This is a genomic window from Streptococcus australis, assembly GCF_019930045.1.
GTDB classification, from domain to species: Bacteria; Bacillota; Bacilli; order Lactobacillales; family Streptococcaceae; genus Streptococcus; species Streptococcus australis_D.
Map to the genome: position 1 here is coordinate 80239 of NZ_JAHZQQ010000002.1, position 19497 is coordinate 99735.

General features: G+C 44.6%; 17 protein-coding genes and 1 other annotated feature (1 of these 18 only partly in view). All 17 genes read left to right on the plus strand.

All coding sequences use genetic code 11. The annotated features are described in order from the left end of the window. Positions 1-184: a binding site (T-box leader), on the plus strand (it extends 51 nt beyond the left edge of the window). 155 nt (positions 185-339) lie between these two features. Beyond that, positions 340-1320 carry a tryptophan ABC transporter substrate-binding protein gene (gene trpX / locus K1J10_RS01120; protein ID WP_398577083.1) on the plus strand — a complete coding sequence of 327 codons (981 nt, stop codon included), beginning with the start codon at positions 340-342 and terminating at the stop codon, positions 1318-1320. A 122-nt stretch (positions 1321-1442) separates the two neighbouring features. Further along, positions 1443-1862, plus strand: coding sequence for a chromosome partitioning protein ParB (locus K1J10_RS01125; RefSeq protein ID WP_048691030.1), 420 nt, complete (start codon positions 1443-1445; stop codon positions 1860-1862). A gap of 313 nt (positions 1863-2175) precedes the next feature. Further along, positions 2176-3222 carry a phenylalanine--tRNA ligase subunit alpha gene (gene pheS, locus K1J10_RS01130; RefSeq protein WP_048789200.1) on the plus strand — a complete coding sequence of 349 codons (1047 nt, stop codon included), beginning with the start codon at positions 2176-2178 and terminating at the stop codon, positions 3220-3222. Between the two features lie 2 nt (positions 3223-3224). Then, a complete protein-coding gene (locus tag K1J10_RS01135; protein ID WP_223355596.1) occupies positions 3225-3740 on the plus strand; it encodes a GNAT family N-acetyltransferase in 516 nt (171 codons plus the stop codon). A 157-nt stretch (positions 3741-3897) separates the two neighbouring features. Further along, complete coding sequence (gene pheT / locus K1J10_RS01140; protein ID WP_223355597.1) at positions 3898-6303, plus strand: phenylalanine--tRNA ligase subunit beta; 2406 nt, start codon at positions 3898-3900, stop codon at positions 6301-6303. A 235-nt stretch (positions 6304-6538) separates the two neighbouring features. Next, entirely contained in the window at positions 6539-6847 is a 309-nt protein-coding gene (locus tag K1J10_RS01145; RefSeq protein ID WP_048789197.1) for a hypothetical protein, read from the plus strand. Positions 6848-6860: 13 nt separating this feature from the next. Beyond that, on the plus strand, positions 6861-7070 hold the full coding sequence (locus K1J10_RS01150) for a helix-turn-helix transcriptional regulator (RefSeq protein ID WP_048789196.1): 210 nt from the start codon (positions 6861-6863) through the stop codon (positions 7068-7070). Further along, positions 7067-7846, plus strand: a complete 780-nt coding sequence (locus K1J10_RS01155; protein WP_082162649.1) for a DUF3169 family protein — start codon at positions 7067-7069, stop codon at positions 7844-7846. The genes K1J10_RS01150 and K1J10_RS01155 overlap by 4 nt, the downstream gene beginning before the upstream one ends. An 11-nt stretch (positions 7847-7857) precedes the next feature. Further along, on the plus strand, positions 7858-8751 hold the full coding sequence (locus K1J10_RS01160; protein ID WP_223355598.1) for an ABC transporter ATP-binding protein: 894 nt from the start codon (positions 7858-7860) through the stop codon (positions 8749-8751). After that, complete coding sequence (locus tag K1J10_RS01165) at positions 8748-9962, plus strand: ABC transporter permease (protein ID WP_223355599.1); 1215 nt, start codon at positions 8748-8750, stop codon at positions 9960-9962. The genes K1J10_RS01160 and K1J10_RS01165 overlap by 4 nt, the downstream gene beginning before the upstream one ends. Positions 9963-10066: 104 nt before the next feature. Next, positions 10067-10990, plus strand: a complete 924-nt coding sequence (locus K1J10_RS01170) for an aldo/keto reductase (RefSeq protein WP_223355600.1) — start codon at positions 10067-10069, stop codon at positions 10988-10990. Positions 10991-11140: 150 nt separating this feature from the next. Beyond that, positions 11141-11716, plus strand: a complete 576-nt coding sequence (locus tag K1J10_RS01175) for a TetR/AcrR family transcriptional regulator (RefSeq protein WP_223355601.1) — start codon at positions 11141-11143, stop codon at positions 11714-11716. After that, positions 11713-12393, plus strand: a complete 681-nt coding sequence (locus K1J10_RS01180; RefSeq protein ID WP_223355602.1) for an ABC transporter ATP-binding protein — start codon at positions 11713-11715, stop codon at positions 12391-12393. Before K1J10_RS01175 ends, K1J10_RS01180 begins: the two co-directional genes overlap by 4 nt. Positions 12394-12396: 3 nt before the next feature. Next, on the plus strand, positions 12397-13542 hold the full coding sequence (locus K1J10_RS01185; protein WP_223355603.1) for an FtsX-like permease family protein: 1146 nt from the start codon (positions 12397-12399) through the stop codon (positions 13540-13542). Positions 13543-13645: 103 nt separating this feature from the next. Then, on the plus strand, positions 13646-15412 hold the full coding sequence (locus K1J10_RS01190) for a glycerophosphoryl diester phosphodiesterase membrane domain-containing protein (RefSeq protein WP_223355604.1): 1767 nt from the start codon (positions 13646-13648) through the stop codon (positions 15410-15412). Between the two features lie 252 nt (positions 15413-15664). Beyond that, complete coding sequence (locus tag K1J10_RS01195; RefSeq protein WP_223355605.1) at positions 15665-17413, plus strand: ABC transporter ATP-binding protein; 1749 nt, start codon at positions 15665-15667, stop codon at positions 17411-17413. After that, positions 17403-19271, plus strand: coding sequence for an ABC transporter ATP-binding protein (locus K1J10_RS01200; RefSeq protein ID WP_223355606.1), 1869 nt, complete (start codon positions 17403-17405; stop codon positions 19269-19271). The genes K1J10_RS01195 and K1J10_RS01200 overlap by 11 nt, the downstream gene beginning before the upstream one ends. Positions 19272-19497: the final 226 nt, after the last annotated feature.

Genomic DNA, 19497 nt, shown 5'->3' on the forward strand with positions numbered 1-19497 from the left:
ACGGTTGGTGGAAGTGGGTAGTGGACATTTATGAAATTGGACTAATGATGAGATGAATTTGAAACAATAAAAATTCGGTCGGCACACCTTATCGTGCAATTTGTTGCTAGACAAGACAGAGATATGGGAGGAGTTTATCCATTTTCCCATAAGTGAGGTGGCACCGCGATGACACGTCCTCACATAGCTATAGCTATGTGTGGGCGTGTTTTTTGTTTCAAAAAGAAGGGAGAAAAGAAGATGAAGAAACGATGGCGACTCAGTCTTTAACAAAGATGCTAGAAAATGAAAAAATAAATAATTGAGGTAAAGAAAATGAAAAACAAACGTGTATTGGGAATGATTGGTGCTTTGCTAGCTATTATTTTAGTAGCTGTTGTCTATCCAATGTTAAACAATAAAAATGATGCTAATAAAGCAGATGGAAGTAAAAAGGTAAAAGTCGGTGTCTTGCAGTTGGTCAGCCACCCATCGCTAGACGAAATCTACAAGGGGATTCAAGATGGCTTGGCTGAAGAAGGCTACGATAAGGACAAGATTGAGATCGAATTCCTCAATGCGGAAGGAGACCAAAACAAGGTTGCAACCATGAGCAAGCAATTGGTCCAAAACAACAACGACGTCTTGATTGGAATCGCAACCCCATCTGCTCAAGGTTTGGCTAGTGCGACTAAGGACAAACCAATCGTCATGGGTGCTATCACAGACCCAGTCGGCGCTAACTTGGTCAAAGATTTGAAAAAACCAGGTGGCAATATCACAGGAGTATCTGACCACAACCCAACGGAACAACAGTTGAAGTTGATCAAAGAGTTGACTCCAAACGTGAAAACAATCGGGGTTCTTTACTCAACCAGTGAAGATAATTCTAAAACGCAAGTAGAAGAATTTACAAAATTGGCTGAAAAAGCAGGCTACAAGGTGGTTCCTTATTCAGTCCCTTCTACAAATGAAATTGCTTCAACGGTTTCTGTCATGACTGGTAAAGTGGATGCTATCTGGGTTCCAATCGACAACACCATCGCTTCAGCCTTCTCAACTGTAGTCGAAGCAAACAAAACAGCTAAAAAACCAATCTTCCCAAGTGCGACAGCCATGGTCGAGGCTGGTGGTTTAGGTTCAGTCGTTGTCGACCAACACGATCTTGGAGTGGCAACTGGTAAAATGGCTGCGAAAATCTTGAAAGGTCAAAAACCAGCGGATACACCAGTCGAGATCTTTACAGATGGTAAATCTGTCATCAACAAAAAAGTAGCAGAAGAATTAGGCATTACCATCCCAGAATCTGTCTTGAAAGAAGCTGGACAAGTCATCGAATAAAAACAAACGAATAACAAGAATGGCAAGGGAATTTGGCTTTGGCAGGTCTTTAAATCCTGACCTTTAAAAATGTTCACCAGTGCTCATGACCAGCTTTTTTACTCATGGTAGAGGAGAAAGAAATGGAAGTCAAGATAACAGATCTTCATCCGACTCAACTTTATTTATCGGAAAAGAAGTTACATGATATCCAGATGCTTGATCAGTCGGCAGAAATCATCAATGTGGATCCGATTAGTGTTCTTGCATTTGGAAATTGCTTCTTGATTACAGACGGGCATCACAGGGCATATCAGGCTTTATTGGCTAGTCGGGATACGATTTCTGCTGAGTTTGATAGAGATGGTGGTGATGAGCTCTATCATCTCTATGCGCAAGCTTGCGAGGAAAGAAAGATATCCTCTGTTCTGGATTTAAAACATCGTATCTTACCTCAAGATGAGTATGAAGCAAAATGGTATAACTGGTGTGATGGTTTTAACCAAGCAGCAACTCTTCTATTGAAAAGGAAAGCAGATGAAACAGACAAGGCAAATAAATAATGCCCTGCGTCTTGTTTCTTTGTCTATTGAAATTAGTCTCATCTAACTTGTTTTTTAACTAAAAATCTGATAAACTAGAATGTAATTGAATAGAAATCTGCAAGACTAGTACCTCAAGGGAAGTGCAACAGGGAGAAGAGCCGTGACTGAAAGCTCTTTGCATGAAAGCTGAGTGAATTCACTTGCGCAAGGATTTAGAAATTAAGGTCTGAGTTTCAGATAAAAAACGGATGGTACCGCGTGTCAACGCTCCGAATATGGGTGTGGCGCGTGGTTTTTTCTATGTCTGAGTGAAGACCATGATGGAGGAAATATGTCAACGATTGAAGAACAATTAAAAGCGCTTCGGGAAGAAACGCTGGCAGCTTTGAAGCAAATCTCTGCTGAAAACGAAAAAGAGATGCAAGAGTTACGCGTCTCTGTCCTTGGGAAAAAAGGTTCCCTTACTGAAATCCTCAAAGGGATGAAAGATGTCTCTGCTGAAATGCGTCCGGTTATCGGGAAACACGTCAATGAAGCGCGTGATGTCTTGACGGCTGCCTTTGAAGAAACAGCCAAACTCTTGGAAGAAAAGAAAGTCCAAGCTAAATTAGCTAGTGAAAGTATCGACGTGACCCTACCAGGACGTCCAGTCGCAAGTGGTCACCGTCATGTCTTGACCCAAACCAGTGAAGAAATCGAAGATATCTTTATCGGGATGGGCTACCAAGTCGTCGATGGGTTTGAAGTTGAAAAAGACTACTACAACTTTGAACGCATGAACCTTCCAAAAGATCACCCAGCGCGGGATATGCAGGACACCTTCTACATCACAGAAGAAATCTTGCTTCGGACCCACACATCACCAGTTCAGGCGCGTGCTATGGATGCGCATGACTTTAGCAAGGGGCCTTTGAAGATGATCTCTCCAGGGCGGGTCTTCCGTCGGGATACAGATGATGCGACCCACAGCCACCAGTTCCATCAGATCGAAGGCTTGGTCGTTGGGAAGAATATTTCTATGGCAGACCTTCAAGGAACGCTTCAGTTGATCGTGCAAAAGATGTTTGGTGCAGAACGCCAAATCCGTCTGCGTCCTTCTTATTTCCCATTTACAGAGCCATCTGTTGAAGTCGATGTCTCTTGCTTCAAATGTGGGGGAGCGGGATGTAATGTATGTAAGAAGACCGGTTGGATCGAAATCATGGGAGCCGGCATGGTTCACCCACGCGTGCTTGAGATGAGTGGCATTGATTCAACAGTTTATTCAGGATTCGCCTTCGGACTTGGTCAGGAGCGTGTAGCCATGCTTCGTTATGGAATCAATGATATCCGTGGCTTCTATCAAGGAGATGTTCGCTTCTCGGAACAGTTTAAATAATCATGTTAGTTAGAGTAAAAATCGACCAGGCACAGACCCTGCGTGACCTAGAGGTGGAAACCTATCGGGATACCTTTGGTCCCTATATCGTTGAGAAAGATTTGGAAGATTACTTCTCAACGGTTCTCTCATTGGAGCAAATCGAAAAGGATCTGCAAGATCCGGAGTCCGAAACCTATTTTGTCCTCAATGAAGATCAAGAAATCTGTGGTTTTCTCAAGATCAACTGGGGCCAAGCGCAGACCGAGCCAGTAGAGATGGACAAGGCCTTTGAGATCCAACGGATCTATGTCAAAAAGGAATGGCATGGGGCTGGTTTTGGCAAGGAAATGTTTACCTTTGCGCTGGATCAAGCCAAGAGCCGTGGCTTTGAGTGGGCTTGGCTAGGTGTCTGGGAACGCAACTTTAAGGCGCAAGATTTTTACTATCGCTTTGGATTTGAACGATTTAGTGAACACCAGTATATCACTGGAGATACCGTGGATACAGACTGGTTGTTGAGAAAGAAATTGATCTAGAAGGAACGAGAAACTTCTATTCTAGAGAAGGGGAGGTTACTAGACCTACCTAAACAAGCCTCGAGCTGGAAAACACAAAATGAAAGGATCAAAACGAGGGTGGATGGAGATCTAGGAAAGATAACTAGATTTCTGCTTGGCCCTTGGTATCTTACATATGTTAGTTAGTTATAAATGGTTAAAAGAATTGGTGGACATTGATGTGCCATCAGAGGAGTTGGCTGAAAAAATGTCAACTACAGGGATCGAAGTAGAAGGTGTGGAATCACCTGCTGCTGGTCTCTCAAAAATTGTCGTCGGAGAAGTCTTGTCTTGTGAAGATGTGCCAGAAACACACTTGCATGTCTGCCAAGTCAATGTGGGTGAAGAAGAAGCCCGTCAAATCGTCTGTGGAGCACCAAATGTGCGCGCTGGCATCAAGGTCATGGTGGCTCTTCCAGGTGCTCGTATCGCGGACAACTACAAGATCAAAAAAGGGAAAATCCGTGGTTTGGAATCTCTCGGAATGATCTGTTCCCTTGGTGAATTAGGGATTTCTGACTCCGTTGTACCGAAGGAATTCGCTGACGGGATCCAAATCTTGCCTCAAGATGCTGTTCCTGGAGATGAAGTCTTCTCTTACCTCGACTTGGATGATGAAATTATCGAACTTTCCATCACTCCAAACCGTGCAGACGCTCTTTCTATGCGTGGGGTAGCGCACGAAGTAGCAGCGATTTATGACAAGGCAGTCAATTTCAAAGACTTTTCTTTGACTGAAACAGACCAATCCGTAGCGGATGCTCTTTCTGTCAGCATTGACACAGACAAGGCGCCTTACTATGCTGCTCGTATCTTGGACAATGTGACCATCGCACCAAGTCCACAATGGTTGCAAAATCTTCTCATGAATGAAGGTATCCGTCCGATTAACAATGTCGTTGACGTGACCAACTACATCCTACTTTACTTTGGTCAGCCTATGCATGCCTTTGACTTGGATACCTTTGAAGGTACTGACATCCGTGTGCGTGAAGCACGTGCTGGTGAGAAATTAGTGACCTTGGATGGGGAAGAGCGTGAGTTGGAAACAACTGACTTAGTCATTACTGTTGCTGACAAACCTGTTGCCCTTGCAGGTGTCATGGGTGGAGAGGCTACAGAAATCTCTGAAAACTCTAGCCGTGTCGTCCTTGAAGCCGCTGTCTTCAATGGTAAATCAATCCGCAAGACTAGTGGTCGCCTCAACCTTCGTTCAGAATCTTCTTCTCGCTTTGAAAAAGGCATCAACGTGGCAACCGTTAATGAAGCCCTTGATGCGGCAGCAAGCCTGATTGCTGAACTTGCAGGAGCAACTGTTCGTAAAGGTATTGTTTCAGCAGGTGAATTGGATACTTCTGATGTAGAAGTTTCTTCTACTCTTGCAGACGTTAACCGTGTCCTTGGTACTGAGCTTTCCTACGCGGATGTAGAGGATGTCTTCCGTCGCCTTGGATTTGGCCTTTCTGGAAATGCAGAAGCCTTCACAGTTAGCGTTCCACGTCGCCGTTGGGATATCACGATTGAAGCGGACCTCTTTGAGGAAATCGCACGTATCTATGGCTATGACCGCTTGCCAACCAGTCTTCCAAAAGATGATGGGACAGCCGGTGAGTTGACAGCGACACAAAAATTGCGTCGTCAGGTTCGGACTATCGCTGAAGGGGCTGGATTGACAGAAATCATCACCTACGCTCTGACAACTCCTGAAAAAGCCGTTGAATTCACGACTGCACCAAGTAACTTAACGGAGCTCATGTGGCCAATGACTGTGGATCGTTCAGTCCTTCGTCAAAATATGGTTTCTGGTATCCTTGATACAGTTGCCTACAACGTAGCGCGTAAGAACAAAGACTTGGCTCTTTACGAGATTGGAAAAGTCTTCGAGCAAACGGGTAATCCAAAAGAAGACTTGCCAAACGAAATCAACAGCTTTGCCTTTGCATTGACTGGCTTAGTTGCTGAAAAAGACTTCCAGACTCCAGCTGTTCCAGTTGATTTCTTCTATGCTAAGGGAATCTTGGAAGCCCTCTTTGCTCGCTTGGGTCTTGAAGTGACTTATACAGCAACCTCTGAAATAGCTAGTCTCCATCCAGGACGTACAGCCTTGATTTCACTCGGGGATCAAGTTCTTGGTTTCCTCGGTCAAGTACACCCTGTGACGGCTAAGGCTTATGATATTCCAGAGACTTATGTGGCTGAGCTTAACCTTTCAGCTATTGAAGCAGCCCTTCAACCAGCCGCAGCCTTTGTGGAAATTACGAAGTTCCCTGCGGTCAGCCGTGATATCGCCCTTCTCCTCAAGGCAGAAGTGACTCACCAAGAGGTAGTCGATGCCATCCAAGCTGCAGGCGTGAAACGTTTGACAGATATCAAACTCTTTGACGTCTTCTCAGGTGAAAAACTGGGTATCGGAATGAAGTCCATGGCTTATAGCTTGACCTTCCAAAATCCAGAAGATAGCTTGACCGACGAAGAAGTCGCACGCTACATGGAGAAAATCCAAGCATCTCTCGAAGAAAAAGTGAATGCAGAAGTGCGTTAAGTCGTAAAAAGATGAAACAGTTGAGAAGTTCTCAACTGTTTTTTTCTTACAGGATTTGTAAGTTATTGGCCTTGAAACCCTATTAAAATAGAGAAATTCCTTTAAGTACTCAAAATATCTATGTCAACCATCTTTCTATTTTTGACAAATATTTTTATTTTTTTGAAAAATATACTTGTCAAAAAGAAAAAGAAGTGTTACAATGATTTCAGTTGAAAGAAGAAGAGGAGTTGTTATGGACGCCATTTGGATTCTCATTATCCCTTTTCTGGTTATATTTTATACAAGCTCAGAAAAGAAGATTAAAAGGTTGAACAAGCGCATCAAAAGATTAGAAAAACAAGTGAAAGGAAATCAAGACATGTCTAGACTTTTAGAAGAATTGAAAGGCCAAACGGTCACGGTTACAGTGAATGGTTTTGGAACCGAATATGAAATTACGGATATCGATGAAGATTGGGTCAAATTGAGCCGTGAGAATAAGAAAAAAGAGAAGGAATTCAAATTAGTTCGCATCGAAGATATTCAAGGTATTCAACTATAAGGGGGCGAAAGCCATGATCTTAAAAAATCGACTGAAAGAGCTGAGGGCGCGTGATGGGCTCAACCAATCCGAGCTAGCTAAGCTAGCAGGGGTCTCGCGCCAGTCCATCAGTCTCTTGGAGCGGGGGGAATACACCCCTTCGGTTATCATTGCTATTACCATCGCCCTGATTTTCAAGGAACCGGTGGAGAATGTTTTTAGTCTAGTAGAGGGAGAAGAATGAAAGTGAAAAAGAAGTATAAAGAAAGGTCAGCCCGTTTTCGTTTTTGGAGAAACCTGGCCATGTTCCTTTTAGGAATAATCATTGGCTTTTTTAAAGTTTATTTTGGTTCAGATCATCCTATTGAAATCCAAAAACTATTTGATCGAGATATGCTCTATATAGGGTCAATCATTTTATATCTGGTGAGCTTCGGAATTGCGTCTACTTATCTCTTGTCGTCCCGCCAGTCTTATCAGATGATGGAGGAGACAGAAGATGAAGACGAAGCCTACCATTATGAAAGTCAAACGAGAAGGCTTTATGACTTGGCTGCGATTTTCAAAGGCGTCATGATTGTTCCCTATCTGTTAGTGCTCTTCTTTTCTTGCCAAAAACTAGTCTATGAAGATAAACTAACAGGCGTTTTTGGAAAAGATAGCATCCTGCTTATTTTCGTTGCTTTGCTCCTTCTTACTTTTGGACTGGAACATCAGTTTCGAAAAACCTTCAAACAGATTTATGGAAAAGCAATCCCACGAAATGCTAGTGGGGCAGAAGTCCGTGAATTAATAATGAGTATGATGGATGAAGCAGAGAAACAAATTTGCTATGAGGAGAACTTCGATATTGTCTTCAAATTAAGCAATTATGTCTTACCGATTTCCTTGATGTTGATATTCTTAGTCGGCATTACTTTCCAGGCAGATATCTTGTTAGCATTAGTAGTTGTATCATTAATTTATATCTATATCTTGGTCTCTCAGTACAAGATTACCAAACGTTACTATAAAGAGTAGAGGAGTTTTCTATGTTAGAAATCAGAAATTTAGAAAAGAGCTTTGGCAAAAAGCAAGTCTTGTTCGGCATTGACTTGACTGCGAAAAAAGGATCCATCTTAGGTTTGATTGGGAAGAACGGAGCAGGGAAGACGACCATCTTCCATAGTATCCTCCGCTTCCTTGACTACAGTGGCGATATCCAATTGGATGGCAAAGCAATCAGTCAAGAAACCTATAAGGAAATTGGTTACCTGCCAGAAGAGCGGAGCCTCATGCCTAAGTTGACCATCTATGAGCAAGTTCGTTACCTTGCCAATCTCAAAGGAATGTCAACTGCTGAGGTCAAGGAGAAACTTCCGATCTGGATGGAAAAACTCCAAGTAAAAGGGAAATTAACTGATAAGATCAAGAGTCTCTCAAAAGGGAATCAGCAAAAGGTTCAATTGATTATTACAATGATCCATGAGCCAAAATTGATCATCCTAGATGAGCCTTTTAGTGGACTGGATCCTGTCAATACAGAAGTCCTCAAGCAGGTCATCTTTGAAGAAAAAGAACGCGGTGCAACTATTATCTTTTCAGACCATGTCATGACCAATGTAGAAGAACTCTGTGATGAGTTGGTCATGATCCGTGATGGATCCGTCATCCTCTCAGGTCCTGTACAAGAAGTTCGGAATAGCTTTGGCAAGACTCGCCTCTTCGTATCCAATGACTTCAGTCAAGAGGAGTTGGAAGCCTTGCCTCATGTGACTAAAGTGACTATGACCAAGCAAGGTCTATGGAAGTTGGTATTGGATGATGAGACAGCAGGTCCAGACCTCTTTGACCAGTTGACCAAGGGTCGCTATCTTGCAACCTTTGACCAACAAGCCCCAACCATTGATGAAATCTTTAAATTAGAATCAGGAGTAGAAGTATGAAACAGATGCTGATTGTTATCAAAGAAACTTATTTACGCCAAGTGAAATCATGGAGCTTTTTCCTGATGGTTCTTTCTCCCTTTCTCTTCATTGGATTGACGATCGGAATAAACTACTTCGTTGGCTCTTCTACCTCTGCTAAAAGCAACATCGCCTTGATTACAGATCAAGCTCCTGTCAAGGAAAGCTTGAAAGGGACCGATGGCTTGACCTTTGACTATAAGGATGAAGCAGCAGCTAAGAAGGCCATGAAAGAGGAAGAAATCAAGGGGATCCTCACAGTTGAAGAAAAGGATGGCCAGCTAGAGGCTCGCTACCAGAGTGAGGATGCCATGAAGCCAGATTTCAAATCAGTTCTTATGGCTAAATTGAGTCAGGTCCAACAAATGCTCAATGTTTCTAAGGCAGATTTAAGCCAAGAGCAGTTAACAGCCCTTTCTCAACAGGTCTCATTGACTGAAAAAATTGATGAGAAGAAAGAAGGACTGAAAATGGTGCAGACCATGGTAGCTGGAGGAATCGGTTTTCTTCTCTACATGATTCTGATCTTTTATTCAAGTATCACTGCTCAAGAGGTAGCCAGTGAAAAAGGAACCAAGATCATGGAAGTGGTCTTCTCAAGCATTCGCGCAACTCACTATTTCTATGCTCGCATGATTGGTCTTTTCGGAGTCATTTTTACCCATATTGGTATCTATGCAGTAGGTTTGGGAGGTGTTTGGATCTTTAGAGATTCCATTCCTCTTGTGAAAGATGTATTATCTCCAGACTCTCCTATTACTCAACATATTGGACAATCCATTTCCTTGAACACCTTCTTCTTTATCATTCTTGGAATCTTCATGTACGTTGTCCTTTCAGCTTTCCTAGGGTCAACAGTTGCTCGTCCTGAAGATACAGGGAAGGCCCTCTCTCCACTGATGATGTTGGTGATGGTTGGATTCTTTGGAGTGACTACCTTGGGTAGCGCTGGTGATGTTCCTCTTTTGAAGATTGGATCTTACATTCCATTCATTTCAACCTTCTTCATGCCTTTCCGTACCATCAATGGCTATGCAAGTGGACTTGAATCATGGGGGTCATTCGGAATCGCCTTGGCCTTTACGCTCCTTGGCACCATGATCATTGGAAAAATCTATTCTAGCCTCATCTTACAAACAGATGATCTAGGCTTGGTCAAAACAGTCAAAAAAGCCTTGAGCTATCGCTAAAAAAGACACCTTCAGTGGATACTGGAGGTGTTTTTGCTTTGTGAAATCATTGCTGTTTGGTCTTCTTTCCTTTATAATGAAGGAAGAATGAAAAGGAGGCGGACATGAACTATATTGAGTTTGCTGAAAATGAGCGTCTGTCCACGATTGTCCTTGGGATGATGCGGATCAGTCAGATGAGTGAAGACGAGGTGGAAGCCTTGGTGGAGGCAGCCTTGTCGATTGGGATCAACACTTTTGATCTGGCGGATATCTATGGCGATGGCCAGTGTGAGGTCCTGCTGGGGAAGGTTCTCAAGAGCCGTCCGGATCTTCGGGATCAGATGTGGATCCAGTCTAAGTGTGGGATTCGTAAAGACGGTTTTACCTATTTTGATTTTTCGAAGGACTATATTTTGGACTCCGTCGATGGTATCCTCGAGCGTCTGCAGATCGAGCGCTTAGATAGTCTCCTCCTTCACCGACCGGATGCCCTCATGGAGCCGGAAGAAGTGGCGACAGCTTTTGATCACTTGGGGCAAGTGGGCAAGGTCCATCATTTTGGGGTGTCCAATCAAAATCCTATGATGATGGAATTGCTCAAAACGGCTGTCAAACAACCACTCAAGATCAACCAGTTGCAGTTGAGTGCCGCCTTTACGCCTAGCCTTGAAGCTGGTTTTCATGTCAACATGGAAGGGCCAAAAGCAACCGTGCGAGATGGCAGTGTCTTTGAGTATTGTCGCTTAACCGATACGGTGATTCAAGCCTGGTCTGTCCTCCAGCATGGCTATTTCAAAGGGAATTTTGTCGGCAAGGAAGAGTTTGCGGCCCTCAATCATGTCCTTAATGACTTGGCGAAGAAATATCAGGTCACTCCGACAGCCATCGCCCTTGCTTGGGTCCTCCGCTATCCGGGAAAGATGCAGGCTGTCATCGGAACGACCAAACCCCAGCATGTCCTTGAAGCGGGGAAAGCAGCAACAGTCACCCTAACGCGCAAGGAATGGTACCAAATCTACTTGGCGGCGGGAAATGATTTGCCTTAGAATCTTGTTAGTAAACCAGACTTCACTTGTATCAGTGGGCTGGTTTTTTTTGTTTTATGCTTTACAGATTTTTCTTGACAAGTCTTTCTTTGTTATGGTATTCTTTAGGAAACATATGTTGCGTAACAACTGTTGCGCGAAAGGAGTCTTATGCCACCCAAGGTTAAATTTAGTAAAGAGGCTATCATTGGGACAGCTTTACAATTGGTGAGAGAAGAGGGCTTGGCTAGTTTGACGGCTCGAGCATTAGCAGAGAAACTGGGAGCCACGCCAAGGGTCATTTTTGGGCAATTTGCCAATATGGCTGAGTTACAAGCAGAGGTTATTGTTGCGGCGGAGATGGTCGTGGTGGAGTATATTCGCAAGGCCCTAGAAGATGAGAAGCCTTTTCGATCTGTCGGGGTTGCTTATATCCTGTTTGCCTCAAAAGAGCCCCAACTCTTTCAATTGCTTTTCCAAAATCCTAGCAAAGATCCGATTCGTCGCTTTCAAGATTTTCTTCCCATGAAGGATCATAGTTACCAAATGGTTCTGGATTCGATTGTCGCAGACTATCCGTTGACGCTAGAGGAGGCTAGTCGCTTGTACCAGCATCTATTCATCTACTCACACGGGATGGCCTCTATGGTTGCTTCTGGTATTTATCAGTTCAGCATGGAAGAAGTGATTGGTTTATTGACAGAAGTTTGTCAATCTCTCATCAAAGAAATGGTAGGAAAGAAATGATTCAACTAGAAAATGTTCACAAAAGTTACGGCCAAACAAAGGTTTTAAAAGGGATTGATTTGCAGATTCAAGACCAGGATGATGTGGTTATCCTAGGTCCTTCTGGATCAGGAAAGTCCACTCTCTTAAACGTATTATCAGGATTAGAAAAGATAGACGAGGGGCATATCCTCATTAAAGGGCAGGATTTATCGCAACTCACGGATGCTCAATTGACAGCCTTTAGACGTGAGAAGATAGCTTTTATTTTTCAGCAGTATTATTTATTACCGAATCTCACGGTTAGACAAAATGTAAAGATGGGAGCTGACCTGGCAAACAATCATGATTTTTTGCAGATCATTGAGGATTTGGGGCTTGGCGATAAGCTGGACAAGTATCCAAGTGAATTGTCTGGTGGGGAACAGCAGAGAGTCTCCATTGCTCGGGCCTTGGCCAAAAAGCCAGAGATTCTTTTCTTAGATGAGCCGACGGGGGCCCTCGATGAAGAAACAGGGCGCAAGATTCTCGACTATATCTGGAAGTTGAAGGAAAAGCTTGGCTTTACTCTAATTATGGTGACGCACAACCAAAATATTGCGGATATGGCCAGAACCATCATTCGCGTCAATAGTGGCAAGATTACCCAAGTTGTGACCAACGATCAGCCTCAGACTGCCTATGAGATTGGATGGTAAGCCATGTTTTCAGTAAAAGATATTCGAAAATTAGTTGTCGTCAGTATCATTGGGGCTTGTGCGGCCTTTGTGGCCAATCTCTTCTTGAATTTTTACCTGGATATCGAGCAGTTGGAGATTTCTAAAACCAATCCGATGATTCAGACCTACTATGATGCCCAGGTTTCGCTATCTTGGATGGTGGCTATGGTCAGTGGGGTTGTCTTGTCCTTGACGTCGAGCCTTCTCATGTGTTTTTATATCAAACAATTTGTCGATGACCACAAGGAACAATTAGGGATTTTAAAGGCTTTGGGCTATAGCAATGGCCAGTTGGCGAAACGATTTTGGGCTTTTGGACTCAGTTTTGGAGTTGGAGCACTTCTTGGCTATTTCGCTTCTTTTCTAATGATGGGACATTTTTATGACTTTCGCAATGAGAAGGGGATTCTGCCAGAAATTACCATTCATTTTCATTGGCAGCTCTTGCTTGCTTTGGTGGTGTTGCCAACGACTTTCTTTATGGTCCTTGCGATTGCTTATGCTAGAAGACAACTACAAACGCCGGCCCTTCGCTTATTAAAAAAATCTCCAACACCGATTAAGGAAAAAAGGAGAAGAAGGGCTCCTAAGAAAGAGAAATCCTTCCTAAAAGAGCTGTCTTCGTCGCTGATTTGGGGGAGAAAATCAATCCTGTTTTTTGTGGTCTTTGGCTCCATGTGTTTCGCGTCCATGGTTCAATTGTCTTTTGGGCTAAGGGACTACACAGATGACATCATCCAAACAATGATGATTATGATTGGTCTGATTCTTTCTTTCTCGATCCTCTTTTTGTCATTGGGGATTGTCGTTTCAGAAAGTCGCGAAACCTTGGCTCTTATGAAGGCATTTGGCTACACCGATCGTGAATGCCAAAGTCATATTCTCGCTCCCTATCGTTTCTGGGCTTATCTAGGATTTGCCCTTGGGACGGCTTATCAATATGGCATCATGGAAATCTTGATTGGTGTGATCAAAGACACGGTACCCGAAAAGATTGAGCACAACTTTGACTGGAACGTTTGCTTTTGGACCTTGCTTGGTTTTGCTGTGGTTTACGAAAGCCTCTTTTATCTATCCAACAGAAAACTCCAAAAACAAACTATCAAAGAAGTGCTTTTAGCAGAATGATCAGAAAAGGTTGGTTTTCCCAGCCTTTTTCTTTTGAAACGCATTGACAAGGGAGGGCTTTTCCGCTATCCTAAGGGAATAATAGAAATGAAAGTGAGAGTTTATGAAACGGAGTTACTGGCAAGACCTGAAAGGGGCCTTTTACTTGATCTGGCGCAACAAATGGTCCTTTATCTCTGTGGGGATTCTTTTGCAGTTTGTGGTTGGTATAGGGGCTGCGGCCTTGAGTTGGGTCTTTCAACTGGCCCTCCTCTTATCGGGTGAGTCCAACATTGACAAGAACAATATCCTCACGACCTTGACCAATCCATTGAGTCTAGTGGCTTTGATTCTCTTTGCCATCGTCTTCGCCTTTCTCTTTATGCTGGAGATGCGGACAATGATCGCCCTGATCTATCTGTCTCGTACGGATCAGCACCTGTCTTTTAAAAAGGTCTTTCACCAGTCTTTTGGTCGCTTAAAGGATTTTAGCGGTTGGAATCTGTTGCATTTTCTCTTTTATATGGTTCTGACTCTGCCTGTAGCGGGTCTCTTCATTGGTTCCACTCTGACGGATGGTCTCTATATTCCGAACTTTATCACAGGGGAGTTTTCCAAGACGACCGCTGGGGCCATCGGTCTCTTCATAGTTCAAGTGCTTCTGATCTATCTCAATCTGCGTCTCATCTATACGGTACCCAATATCGTGATTGAAGAGTTGCCTTTTGGCACTGCCTTGCGCAAGAGTTGGGAGATGACTAAAAAAGGTGGGATTCGCCTTATCCTGCGGATCTTCTCCTTTGAGTTTATCCTTTCTGTTACGGGTATTCTCTTGATCCTTGGCCTGGTCTTTGCGTCTAGTCAGCTGGACAAAACGGGCCAGCATATCTGGGTGCAGACTATCTTTTTGGTCTTGATCCGCCTCTACATTTTCCTCTTTTCTGTCATGTCTAAACTGGGAACTTTGGGAATCATCCTGGACAATGGCTGGGAGGCTCCGAGTTGCTCGGTCATCAAGACTCGAGGCTCTCGCAAGATGAAGGGGCTCTTTGTCCTGACCTTTCTTTTCCTCCTGGCTCAGTCAGGGATGGCAGCATTTGACTTAGCGACCTTAGAGGTCAATGACCAGGTAAAAATCGTAGCCCATCGTGGCTATGTGGCCAAGGGTGTAGAAAATTCCCTCGAAGCACTCGAGGCAGCTGCCAAGGAGAAGGTTTCCTATGTTGAGATGGATATCCTCTTGACCAAGGACCATCAATTCGTCGTCATGCATGACTACAATCTCAAACGCTTGGCTGGAGTGGACAAGGATGTCAAAGATATGACCCTGGCTGAGGTGCAGGGATTGGAGATCCAACAGGATGGTCATACCAGTCACATCCCCTCCTTTGAGGAGTTTGTCACCCGGGCCAAGGAGCTGAAGATGCCCCTCTTGGTCGAGCTCAAACCTCACGGTGCAGAACCAGAAAATTACGTGGACCTCTTCGTCCAAAAGATGAAGGAGTTGGGAGTTGAAAAGGACTATCCAACCATGTCCTTGGATCTGTCGGTGATGGAAAAGGTGGAGAAGAAAGCTCCGGAGATTAAGACCGGCTATGTCATTCCGATTCAGTTTGGACAGTTTGAGAACTACTCTGTTGATTTCTTTGCGATCGAAGACTTTTCTTATCAGGAGGATTTGGTAACCCAGGCCCATGAGATGAAAAAAGATCTCTATGTCTGGACCATCAATGATGAGCAAAAGTTAACGGCCTACCTTCAACGGCCGGTTGATGGAATCATCACGGATGAAGTCTCAGAGGCACAAAGCCTGAAGAAAAACTTAAAGAAGAACAAGACCTACTTTGATCGCTTCTTGAGCTTGGTGTCTCTCAGTACCAGTGAAGAGTAGAAACTTGTATCCAGAAGAATGTCAGTCTATTTGGTAAGGACTGACTAAAAGTTTGATTTTTATCCATTGTTAAGCTATAATAACTGTTATGAATAATGAAAGTCGTCCCTACAGTAACGCTGTCAGGGCGCTTTCTGTTTCCATAGCTTTCGAATGCAGAGATGGCCGATCTCTTCAAATGATTTTCTCTTTGTTTGGGAATGGACGTCTTACTAACGAAAACTGTACTAACTAGTATTTTAGGAGGTATCTATGCTTCAGTCATTGATTGCTGAAATCAAGGAATACAAGAAACCCTCAGTTCTGGCCTCACTCTATATGGTGTTTGAGGTCATGTTTGAGATTTCTATTCCCTTTATCATGGCGACGCTTCTGGACAAGGGGGTTCAGAAGGGGGATATGACCACTGTTCTGACCTATGGTCTCCTCATGTTGGTCTTCGCCTTTCTCTCTCTTTTCTGTGGGATGCAGTCGGCCCGCTACGGAGCTTTTGCATCAGCAGGCTTTGCTAAGAATCTACGGAAGGCGATCTTCAAAAAGATCCAAACCTTCTCCTTTGAAAACATCGATAGCTTCTCCTCAGGTGGTCTAGTAACCCGCATGATGACGGACGTGACCAATGTGCAGAACTCCTATCAGATGGTGATCCGGATCTGTGTGCGTGCACCGCTCAACTTGATCTTTGCCATTGTTGCTAGCTATTTGATCAATCCGCAGATGGCCATGATCTTTATTGGAATTACCCTTTTCTTGGGTCTGGTCTTGGGGGTGATTACGAAGATCGTCTATCCACTCTTTACCAAGGTCTTTGAGGCCTATGATAACTTGAACAATAGCATCCAGGAAAATATTACCAATATGCGCGTGGTCAAGTCCTATGTCAAGGAAGAAGAAGAGACGGTTAAGTTTAAGAAGGCTTCTCGCTTGATCTACAACATGTTCATGAAGGCTATCCGCATCGTGATCTTGAGTAGTCCAGCCATGATGCTGTCCTTATATGCATCCTTTATCCTGATCTCTTGGATCGGGGCCCAACTCATCGTGGGTGGCAGCTTCACAACGGGTGAGCTGACGTCTATGTTTGCCTATGTCATGACCATCCTTATGTCCCTCATGATGTTTATGATGATCTTCGTCATGCTCTCAATCTCTATGGCATCAGTGGAGCGGATCAATGAAGTGCTTGGGACAGAGTCAACCATCGTCTCTCCTGAGAATGGTCTGACAGAAGTAGCAGATGGATCTGTTACCTTTGACCATGTGGACTTTGCCTATACAGACGAAAATGGTGACAAGGCCCATGTCTTATCTGATATCAACCTCAGCATTCGCTCGGGTGAAGTGATCGGAATCCTTGGGGGGACTGGTTCTGGTAAGTCTAGTCTGGTCCAGCTCATCCCTCGTCTCTATGATGTAGAGTCTGGTAGCGTCAAGGTAGCTGGTCAGGATGTGCGAAACTATGATCTAGACCATTTGCGCAAGCAAGTTGCCATGGTGCTTCAGACCAATGTCCTCTTCTCCGGTACCATCAAGGAAAATATGCGCTGGGGAAATAAGGACGCGACGGACGAAGAAATCGTGGAAGCTTGTAAGATCGCTCAAGCGGATGAATTTATCCAGAACTTTAAGGATGGCTATGATACCATGATCGAACGTGGTGGAGCCAATGTCTCAGGTGGTCAGCGCCAACGTCTCTGTATCGCCCGCGCTCTCTTGATGAATCCAAAGATTTTGATCTTGGATGATTCGACCTCGGCTGTCGATACCAAGACGGATAGTCTGATCCGTCAAGGACTGGCGTCTAGTCTCAAGGATACGACCAAGATCATCATTGGTCAACGGATCTCTTCTATCCAAGATGCAGACCGGATCGTGGTCATGAATGATGGGAAGATCGATGCCATCGGTACTCACCAAGAACTGCTCGAGAGCAATGCCATCTACCGTGAAGTCTATGACATGCAAACCCAAGGGAAAGGAGGACAAGCAGATGAAGAATAAGAAAAAAGCCAGCTGGGGCTCTCTGGTGCGCTTGCTAGACTATATGTGGAAACAGTATAAGTTTGTCCTTCTCTTAGCGGCTGTCCTCATTGTGGCAGCCTCCCTCTCTACGGTCTATATTACCTCCTCTATCCGGGCCTTGGTGGACCAATACATCCAACCCATGTTGGATAGTGGAAGCAAGGATTTTGGGCCTCTCCTCAGCTTCTTGATGATGCTGGCAGTAGTCGGTATCTTGGGAGTTTTGGCCAACTATGGTTTTTCCCTCATTATGGCGACAGTCTCTCAGGATACGCTTCGCTCGCTACGGAACCAGCTCTTTGCCCGCATGCAAAAGCTCCCTGTCAAGTACTTCGATACCCACCAACACGGGGATATTATGTCGATCTACACCAATGACATCGATGCTCTTCGCCAAGCGATCGAGCAGTCTATCCCGCAGCTCTTGCAGTCTGCCATTACCATTATCGGGGTAGCTGTCAGCATGATCATGATCAGCCCTCTCCTTTTCCTTCTCGTTCTTTTGATGGTCGGAGTCATGGCCTATGTCATCAAAGATATCTCTGGCAAATCTGGTCGCTATTTCGCCGATCAGCAAAAGAACTTAGGGATTGAAAATGGTTTTATCGAAGAGATGATGTCTGGTCAAAAAGTGGTCAAGGCCTTCGTTCATGAAAAAGAAAGTATTGAAGCCTTTGAGCGGATTAATGACCAACTTTTTGAATCATCTTATCAGGCCAACCGCTATGCCAATGTCTTGATGCCTATCTTGGGGAACCTGGGAAATGTCTCCTTCGTCTTGACTTCACTAGTCGGTGGGATCTTTGCCTTGAATGGTATCAGTGGCCTCACCATTGGTGGACTCATGGCCTTCCTCCAGCTCAACCGTTCCTTCAACGGACCTATCACCCAAGTATCGCAACAGTTGAACTTTGTCCTCATTGCTCTTGCTGGGGGAGATCGGATCTTTGATCTCTTGGATGAAGAAGTCGAAGTGGATGAAGGGAAAGTCACCTTGGTCAACTATGAAGAGGTCGATGGTCGCATGGTCATCACTGATAAGAAGACCAACCTCTGGGCTTGGAAACACCCTCGGGAAAATGGCGACTACGAACTAGTCAAACTGGTCGGAAATGTCGTCTTTACAAATGTAGACTTCTCCTACAATGAGAAGAACCAAATCCTATACGATATCAACCTCTACGCAGACAAGGGGCAAAAGGTGGCCTTCGTCGGTGCGACAGGAGCAGGAAAGACCACCATTACCAACTTGATCAACCGTTTCTACGATATCCAATCAGGATCTATCACCTATGATGGGATCGATGTGAAGCTGATCGAGAAGGCTTCGCTCCGTCGCTCGCTAGGGATCGTCTTGCAGGATATCCACCTCTTCACTGGAACCATCGCAGAAAATATCGCCTATGGTCGATCAGATGCGACCCGGGAGGAAATCCTGGAAGCAGCCCGCATTGCCAATGTGGATTCCTTCGTCAAACATTTGGACCAAGGCTACGATACCGTCTTGAACGATGATGGAGCCGGTCTCTCAAACGGTCAACGTCAGTTGATTGCCATTGCGCGTGCTGCCTTGGCCAATGCGCCGGTCTTGATCCTTGATGAAGCGACCTCCTCAATCGATTCACGGACAGAAAAGATGGTCCAAGAGGGGATGGATCGCCTGATGGCAGGACGGACTGTCTTTGTCATCGCCCACCGTCTCTCAACCATCGTCAACTCGGATGTGATCATGGTCATGGACAAGGGACGCATCATCGAGCGAGGTAACCACGCTTCCTTGATGGCAGAACGCGGAACTTATTACCGCCTCTACACCGGTGGTCTCGAAATTGATTAACACAAAAAAGTCTGAGCGTTGGCTCAGGCTTTTTGCTTATGGATAATGTTATCTCTGAAACTTTCCTTAGGTGAGATCGGACGTCAGCGAACTTCGAAGAAGTTCCATGACTTAGTTTTAAACCTAAAGTTTCAAAACTCCCGTGTGATGCTGGGACAAAAGTCCTAGCCTCTCAATTGTCTTTGGATTATCGAGCAAGACGCAGTGGTTGAGTGGGCTCTACCAC

Bases quoted from the DNA above. Each gene is read 5' to 3' on its own strand.
- trpX (WP_398577083.1), top strand. From the start codon at position 340: ATGATTGGTGCTTTGCTAGCTATTATTTTAGTAGCTGTTGTCTATCCA.
- K1J10_RS01125 (WP_048691030.1), top strand. From the start codon at position 1,443: ATGGAAGTCAAGATAACAGATCTTCATCCGACTCAACTTTATTTATCG.
- pheS (WP_048789200.1), top strand. From the start codon at position 2,176: ATGTCAACGATTGAAGAACAATTAAAAGCGCTTCGGGAAGAAACGCTG.
- K1J10_RS01135 (WP_223355596.1), top strand. From the start codon at position 3,225: ATGTTAGTTAGAGTAAAAATCGACCAGGCACAGACCCTGCGTGACCTA.
- pheT (WP_223355597.1), top strand. From the start codon at position 3,898: ATGTTAGTTAGTTATAAATGGTTAAAAGAATTGGTGGACATTGATGTG.
- K1J10_RS01145 (WP_048789197.1), top strand. From the start codon at position 6,539: ATGGACGCCATTTGGATTCTCATTATCCCTTTTCTGGTTATATTTTAT.
- K1J10_RS01150 (WP_048789196.1), top strand. From the start codon at position 6,861: ATGATCTTAAAAAATCGACTGAAAGAGCTGAGGGCGCGTGATGGGCTC.
- K1J10_RS01155 (WP_082162649.1), top strand. From the start codon at position 7,067: ATGAAAGTGAAAAAGAAGTATAAAGAAAGGTCAGCCCGTTTTCGTTTT.
- K1J10_RS01160 (WP_223355598.1), top strand. From the start codon at position 7,858: ATGTTAGAAATCAGAAATTTAGAAAAGAGCTTTGGCAAAAAGCAAGTC.
- K1J10_RS01165 (WP_223355599.1), top strand. From the start codon at position 8,748: ATGAAACAGATGCTGATTGTTATCAAAGAAACTTATTTACGCCAAGTG.
- K1J10_RS01170 (WP_223355600.1), top strand. From the start codon at position 10,067: ATGAACTATATTGAGTTTGCTGAAAATGAGCGTCTGTCCACGATTGTC.
- K1J10_RS01175 (WP_223355601.1), top strand. From the start codon at position 11,141: ATGCCACCCAAGGTTAAATTTAGTAAAGAGGCTATCATTGGGACAGCT.
- K1J10_RS01180 (WP_223355602.1), top strand. From the start codon at position 11,713: ATGATTCAACTAGAAAATGTTCACAAAAGTTACGGCCAAACAAAGGTT.
- K1J10_RS01185 (WP_223355603.1), top strand. From the start codon at position 12,397: ATGTTTTCAGTAAAAGATATTCGAAAATTAGTTGTCGTCAGTATCATT.
- K1J10_RS01190 (WP_223355604.1), top strand. From the start codon at position 13,646: ATGAAACGGAGTTACTGGCAAGACCTGAAAGGGGCCTTTTACTTGATC.
- K1J10_RS01195 (WP_223355605.1), top strand. From the start codon at position 15,665: ATGCTTCAGTCATTGATTGCTGAAATCAAGGAATACAAGAAACCCTCA.
- K1J10_RS01200 (WP_223355606.1), top strand. From the start codon at position 17,403: ATGAAGAATAAGAAAAAAGCCAGCTGGGGCTCTCTGGTGCGCTTGCTA.